Origin of the sequence: Reyranella sp. (assembly GCF_050185545.1) — a bacterium.
Lineage (GTDB): Bacteria > Pseudomonadota > Alphaproteobacteria > Reyranellales > Reyranellaceae > Reyranella.
In genome coordinates this window covers 69,110-75,728 of record NZ_JBFWZI010000005.1, presented here as the reverse complement: position 1 = coordinate 75,728, position 6,619 = coordinate 69,110, and the positions used below count along the sequence as shown (strand labels likewise).

At 67.1% G+C, this 6,619-nt stretch carries 7 protein-coding genes; 6 read left to right on the top strand and 1 reads right to left on the bottom strand.

Annotated features, from left to right (window positions below):
• Window positions 1-222: 222 nt before the first annotated feature.
• Window positions 223-1,176 (bottom strand): alpha/beta hydrolase, encoded by a 954-nt coding sequence (locus tag AB7O82_RS02615; RefSeq protein ID WP_428539126.1) that lies wholly within the window; start codon window positions 1,174-1,176, stop codon window positions 223-225.
• An 83-nt stretch (window positions 1,177-1,259) separates the two neighbouring features.
• Here AB7O82_RS02615 and AB7O82_RS02610 point away from each other — a divergent pair, with 83 nt between their 5' ends.
• From AB7O82_RS02610 to AB7O82_RS02585, 6 genes are all read left to right on the top strand, one after another.
• Window positions 1,260-2,291 carry a DUF2333 family protein gene (locus tag AB7O82_RS02610; RefSeq protein ID WP_428539128.1) on the top strand — a complete coding sequence of 344 codons (1,032 nt, stop codon included), beginning with the start codon at window positions 1,260-1,262 and terminating at the stop codon, window positions 2,289-2,291.
• A gap of 7 nt (window positions 2,292-2,298) precedes the next feature.
• Window positions 2,299-3,225: a sulfite exporter TauE/SafE family protein gene (locus tag AB7O82_RS02605; RefSeq protein WP_428618594.1), complete on the top strand. Its 927-nt coding sequence runs from the start codon at window positions 2,299-2,301 to the stop codon at window positions 3,223-3,225.
• The gene (locus AB7O82_RS02600; protein WP_428539132.1) at window positions 3,222-4,058 is read left to right on the top strand and encodes a TIGR02186 family protein; all 837 of its coding nucleotides are present in this window, start codon (window positions 3,222-3,224) and stop codon (window positions 4,056-4,058) included. Before AB7O82_RS02605 ends, AB7O82_RS02600 begins: the two co-directional genes overlap by 4 nt.
• Window positions 4,059-4,087: 29 nt before the next feature.
• Window positions 4,088-4,573: a universal stress protein gene (locus tag AB7O82_RS02595; protein WP_428539134.1), complete on the top strand. Its 486-nt coding sequence runs from the start codon at window positions 4,088-4,090 to the stop codon at window positions 4,571-4,573.
• Between the two features lie 291 nt (window positions 4,574-4,864).
• Window positions 4,865-5,413 carry a NifU family protein gene (locus tag AB7O82_RS02590; protein WP_428618592.1) on the top strand — a complete coding sequence of 183 codons (549 nt, stop codon included), beginning with the start codon at window positions 4,865-4,867 and terminating at the stop codon, window positions 5,411-5,413.
• Between the two features lie 104 nt (window positions 5,414-5,517).
• A complete protein-coding gene (locus AB7O82_RS02585; protein ID WP_428539138.1) occupies window positions 5,518-6,618 on the top strand; it encodes a glucosaminidase domain-containing protein in 1,101 nt (366 codons plus the stop codon).
• Window position 6,619: the final 1 nt, after the last annotated feature.

Genomic DNA, 6,619 nt, shown 5'->3' with positions numbered 1-6,619 from the left:
CCAGGCCGGGAAGTGTCATGCCGACGGCCACGGCGCGGGTCGGGCTGGTCATTGGGGGTTAGGCATGACACTCATTGCCGGGAGCGCGCCACTCCAGTGGCGCTCATGCTCTTTTGGACCGCGGGCGGGACGCCCGCGGTCCGCATGAGTTCATGACCCCTCCGTCCGCGAAGACGCGGACACCTCCCCCGATTACGGGGGAGGGGTTCGAGATGTGTCCCGTCACTTGCCGCGCAGCACCAGTGCCTCGCGCAGGGCCGCAGCGCATAGGGACGTGCCGCGGCGCGCGCCGTGCAGGAACATCGGCGAGCTCAGGAAGCCATGCAGCATGCCACCGAACTCGACGAGATCGGCCAGCGTGCCTTCCTGCTGCAGGCGGAAGGCGTAGGCACGGCCCTCGTCGCGCAAGGGGTCGTAGCCCGCCGTTACCACCAGGGCGGGCGGCAGGCCGGCCAGCGACTTCGCCCGCAACGGCGACACCCGCCAGTCGCCGCGCGCGCTCTTGTCGGGCGTGTAGTGGTCGAAGAACCATTCCATGGTGACGGCATTCAGGCCGTAGCCGTCCTTGTAACGGCGATAGGAATCGGCCCGCGCGACTGCATCGGTCACCGGATAGACGAGCAGCTGCAGGCGGAGCTTCGGGCCGCCATGGTCGCGCGCCCACAGGGCCACCGCGGCGGCGAGATTGCCGCCCGCGCTGTCGCCACCGATGGCGAGACGGGACGGATCGATGGCCAGGGAGGCGCCATTCGCCGCCACCCACTGCAGGCCGGCCACGACATCGTCGAAGGCGCCGGGGAAGCGCGCCTCCGGGGCCAGGCGATAATCGACGGCGAACACCGCGATGCCCGCTTCCAGCGCGAGCTGTGCACACAGCACGTCGTGGCTGTCGAGATTGCCGAACACCCAGCCGCCACCATGCGCGAAGACCAGCGCCGGCAGGGCGGTGTCCGCGGCCGCCGAGGCCGGGCGATAGAGGCGCACCGGCAGCGTGCCCGCCGGTCCGGAAATGGTGCGATCGATCACCGTCACGCCGGCCGGGCGCGGTCCCTGGGCGCCGGGCCGCAGCGCCAGGTACTGCGCGCGCGCATCGGCGGGCGACAGCGTGTTCCAGGCCGGACGATTTGCCGCCAGCATGAGATCGATCAAGCGTTGCGATTCGGGGTCGAGCGCCATTCCTCCAACTCCATTCACTACAATCGCGACACTCTAGCAGTCCGCGCCCCTGTTTCGTCACGAGACGAATGCTAAGCTGCGCCATGACCTTCGATTCGGACCAGGGCACGTCTCACGATGCGGTACCGTCGCGTTGGCGCCGGGCTCTCGATCGCGTCCGGTCGTGGCGGCCGAGCTTGCCGGTGGGGCCGGTGCCGAGCGGAAAGCGACGGTGGTGGAGCTGGACCTGGCGCGTCCTTCTGATCGCCGCGGTGCTGTACTATCCGGTCGGCACGCTGATCATCGAGAACATCGACGACGACCCGCAATTCGGCCCGGGCGCGGTGGCGCCAGGCGAGAGCCGCGCGGTCGCCACGGCGGCGCAGCTGGTCACCCGCGAGGTCGACCGCAACGTCTGGACGCCGATGATGCCGGCCTTCATGCCGTCCGGGCTGCTCGACAACATGCCCAATTTCCAGCGCGGCATCATGTCCGCCCTGGGGCGTTTCAGCACCGAGCTGATGGACCAGGTCGGACGGGTCCGCGGGTCGAGCCAGACCGATCGCGACCTCGAGCAGGCGCGCGGCTTCCTGAACGAGCAGCCGAACATCTGGCTGTGGCAGCCCAGCGTCTCGCTGCTGCCGTCGACCACCTCCGCGCAGAAGTATCGCGCCGGGCGCGACCGGCTGATCGCCTACAACAAGCGGCTGGCCAACGGCCAGGCCGTATTCGAGCGCCGGGCCGACAATCTGCAGGCACTGATCGACCGCATCGCCAACGACGTGGGCTCGGACTCCGCCATCATCGACCAGCACATCATCGAGAACGCCGGTGACCTGTTCGACATGCGGGCCGACGACATCTTCTTTTTCAACAAGGGCCGGCTCTACGCCAACTACCTGCTGCTGCGCGAGCTCGGCATCGACTTCCAGAAGGTGATCAGCGATCGCGAGCTCACCAATGCCTGGAACGGCACGGTGGAATCGTTCCGCATCGCCGCCCAGCTCGATCCGTGGATCGTCTGGGACGGCTGGCTCGACGGCCTGCTGATCCCCAATCACCTCGCGGCGCAGGGCTTCTACCTGCTGCGCGCGCGCACCCAGCTGCGCGAAATCACCACCATCCTGCAGAAATAGGCCGGCCGTGGAGATCTACCTGCCGATCGCCGAGCTGTCGATCAACGCGTTCGTGCTGCTCGGGCTTGGGGCTGCCGCCGGCCTGCTGGCCGGCATGTTCGGCGTCGGCGGCGGGTTCCTCGCCACGCCGCTCCTGATCTTCGTCGGCATTCCGCCCGCCGTGGCGGTCGCCAGCCAGGCGAACCAGGTGATCGCCAATTCCATCTCGTCGCTGCAGGTGCAGTGGCGCCGCGGCAACGTCGATCTGCGCATGGGGCTGATCCTGCTGCTCGGCGGCATGCTGGGCTCGTCGGCCGGTGTCTGGCTGTTCACCTACCTGAAGCGCATCGGTCAGATCGATTTCGTCATCGCCGTGCTCTACGTCGTCATGCTGTCGACCATCGGCGTGCTGATGCTGTTCGAGAGCCTGCGCACCTATATCCGGCGGCGGCGCGATCCGACCGGCCCGCGCGGCAAACTGCACACTCACTATCTCGTTCACCGTCTTCCGTTCAAGCTGCGCTTCTACAAGTCGAAGCTCTACATCAGCGCTCTGCTGCCGATCTCCGTCGGCCTTGCCATCGGCATCCTGTCGGCGATCCTCGGGGTCGGCGGCGGCTTCGTGCTGGTGCCGGCGATGATCTACCTGCTCGGCATGCCGACCGCCGTGGTGATCGGCACGTCGAATTTCCAGATCCTGTTCGTGGCCGCCAACGTGACCCTGCTGCAGGCGATCACCAACGGCACGGTCGACGTCGTGCTGGCGTTGCTCCTGATCCTGGGCGGCGTGGTCGGCGCCCCGATCGGGGCGCGGGTTGCCGCCAAGCTGCCTGGCGTGGTCCTGCGCGGCCTGATGGCGCTGCTGATCATCGCGGTCGCCGTCGAGCTGCTGACCGAGCTGGTGCGCACGCCGACCTCGCTGTACTCCATCAGCACGCGCGAGTCGTCGCTATGATCCGGCTGGCCCTCGCCCTGGCCCTGGTCGTGGCGCTGGCGGCGACGGCCTCCGCGCAGGGGCCGCGCGTCGAGCCGCCGGGCGGGCTGACGGGGCCGAGCATCGGCCCGCCCGTCGGTCCCCTGGTTCCGCCGTCCGTTCCCACCGAGCCATCCACGCCCGATCTGATCGTCGACCTGTCGCGTCCGCGCGTGTCGATCACCTCGGCGTTCCATGGCGAAAGCATGCTGCTGTTCGGCATGTTCGATCCGCCCGGCGAGGTCGTGGTGGTCGTGGCCGGCCCGTCGGGGCGCGAAACCATCATGCGCAAGCAGCGCGTGCTCGGGCTGTGGCTCAATACCGGCCGCCAGTCGTTCGACGACGTGCCCGCCTACTACGCCATCGCCGCCAGCCAACCGCTGCAGCGTCTTCTGGCGCGGGGCAGCGGCGAGATCCTGTCTCTCGAGGACCGGCTGGCGACGATCAAGCCGGTCGGCGAGCGTTCGCCGGACGAACTGACCCAGTTCCGCAACGGGCTGGTCGAGGTCAAGCGCAGCGAAGGCCTTTATCCGGCGGCGATCGGACAGGTCACGGTCCAGGCCGGCCGCCTGTTCCGGGTCGAGCTGCCGTTCCCGTCCGGGCTGGACGAAGGGGTCTACGACATCCGGACCTACCTGCTGCGGGAAGGCAAGATCGTTGCTGCGGTGTCGCGGCCCCTGCCGGTCGGCAAGGTCGGGTTCAGTGCCCAGCTGGCGGGGTGGGCGGTCAGCGACGGGGCGCTCTACGGCCTGGGCGCCATCCTCATGGCATTGCTGGTCGGATGGGCCGGCGGATCGGTCATGCGTCGCCTGTAAAGCGTCGAGTGCAACAAAGGGAGGGGATCATGGAGGAGCAACCCGGCCGGGTGGAGAGCCGTGTTTTCTTGGTCGTCGTCGACGAGAGCCCGGAAATGCCCAATGCGCTTCGCTACGCCTGCCGACGCGCCAAGCGCACCGGTGGACGGGTGGCGATGCTCTACGTCATGCCGCCGCCGGAGACCCAGCAGTGGGGCGCCGTGGCCGACCTGATGCGCGAGGAGGCCCGCCAGCATGCCGAGCAGGTCATTGCCGGCCACGCCGATACCGCGGTCGCGCTCACCGGCCAGCCACCGGCCATCTACATCCGCGAAGGGATCAGCCGCGACGAGCTGGTAAAGTTGCTGACCGAGGACCGCTCCATATCGGTGCTCGTCCTGGGCAGCGCCTCGGGAAGCGAGGGGCCGGGCCCACTGATCACGGCGTTTACCGGCAAGTTCGGCAGCCAGCTGCGCATCCCCCTCACGATCGTGCCGGGCTCCCTGACGACGGCGGAGATCGATGCCATCTCGTGACGCGCGTGTGCACAAATTGCGGCAATTCGCCAGCAGGATGATTTCAGTCGGTCATTGACGTGTGTTCAAAATGACACATTCGAAGAATGATCCAGTGTCAAGAAATCACAGAAATAAACGGACTTTTACTTATATTTTCCATAACTAATTTCTGGGTACGCCCGAGAATCGACTTGATTGGCTTTGGTGCGGTTCCTACGTCGATGGGCATCGAGCGGGGGCGGAGCGTGGTTCCGTCTCTGCTCGGGGCGCCCAGCGGTTCGCCGCGAGGTGTCCGACAAGGAGGTAGCTTTGTTCATACAGACCGAGCAGACGCCCAATCCGTCGACCCTGAAGTTCCTTCCCGGCCGCGTGGTCATGGCCAGGGGAACGATGGATTTCGCGACGGCCGACACGGCCAAGCCATCGCCGCTGGCCAAGCGGCTATTCGCGGTCGAGGGCGTGGAGCGCGTTTTCCTGGGATCGGATTTCGTGACCGTCACCAAGGCGGTCGATCGTGATTGGCAAATTCTGAAGCCGTCGATTCTGGGCGGCATCATGGAACATTACACGTCGGGCGAACCGGTGGTCGTCGAGGGCGACGAGGCCGATGCCGGTGCGGCCGATGACGACGAGATTGTCGCGCAGATCAAGGAGCTCCTCGAGACACGTGTCCGTCCGGCGGTGGCGCAGGATGGGGGGGACATCGTGTTCCAGGATTTCCGCGATGGCGTGGTCTACCTGCACATGCAGGGCTCGTGCTCGGGATGCCCGAGCTCGACCGCCACGCTGAAGATGGGGATCGAGAACCTGTTGAAGCACTACGTGCCGGAAGTCGTGGAAGTGCAGGCGGCGCAGTAGGCCGCCGCACCCAGCACAAGCGTACAGCGTAAAGGATGCGTCTCGGCCCGGGGGGGCCGTGCGCAGAGGGGCGTTTTTCCGTAAAGCCAAACGAAGAGTGAGGCATGAGATCAGCGATCTTGCCTGCGGTGGGGCGCGGGCGTCCCTATGCATTCCCGGTTGTGTGGACGACATTATTTGCTACCGGCGTTGCGCTGGCCGAGCCACGGCCGTCGACACCGGACATCGAGTCACATTTTTTCTTTGCACCGTCCGGCGCGGAGGCCGATCAGGCCGACCTGCCGCCGCTCAATGCCGAGCCGCCGTCGCTGGTCTTCGTTCAGCAGCCGGCGAGCGAGCCCGACGACACGTTCAATCGTCAGATCATCGAGGCCTTTCTCGGCCACGGTCGGTTCGCGGCGCCGGGCAACGCGCTGCGCCGCCGGGTCCACCCGCGGCCCTTCAATCCGCGGACGGCCGATGAGCTGGCCGGCTTCTTCCGCGCCGCCTCCTATACCCTGACCGACGTCCGGCAGGGCGAAGCGGTGCCGCCGATCAAGATCGAGCGGGTGCCGGAGGATCTCGGCAGCAAGGGCGGCAACGAGCGCAAGGTGTTGTTCATCACCGCCGTTCTTCCGGCCGTGCTCGAGGTCAACCAGCACGTGCTGGCCGACCGCGAGCATCTGCTCGCCCTGCGCGACAAGCTTGCGTGGTCGACGACCGGCCTGTCGTCGATCGAGCGCATGTGGATCGAGGATCTGGCGGAACGGTACGACACGTCGCCCGACCGGATCGACGAGCTGCTGCGGCGCGTCGACATCGTGCCGCCATCTATGGCGATCGCCCAGGGCGGAGTCGAATCGGGCTGGGGCACCTCGCTCGCGGCGCGTGCCGGCAACTCCCTGTTCGGCCAGATCCAGTCGACGGGCCGCCACACGGTCTCGGTGCCATGGGTGCCCGGGCGCGGCATGCCGCAACCATTCTCGAGCATCGCCGAGGCAACCGAAGCCTACGTCACCAATCTCAACACCCATCCGGCCTACGCCGCCTTTCGCGCCGAACGCGCCGCATTGCGCGCGCGCGGCAGCCAGCTCGACGGCTATCACCTGGTCGGCACCCTGCTGCGCTACTCGGAGCTCGGACAGCGTTACGTGCAGTTCGTCCGCGAGATCATGCGCGAGAACGACCTGGTCGATTTCGACCAGGCGCGGTTGTCGAGGTTCTGAG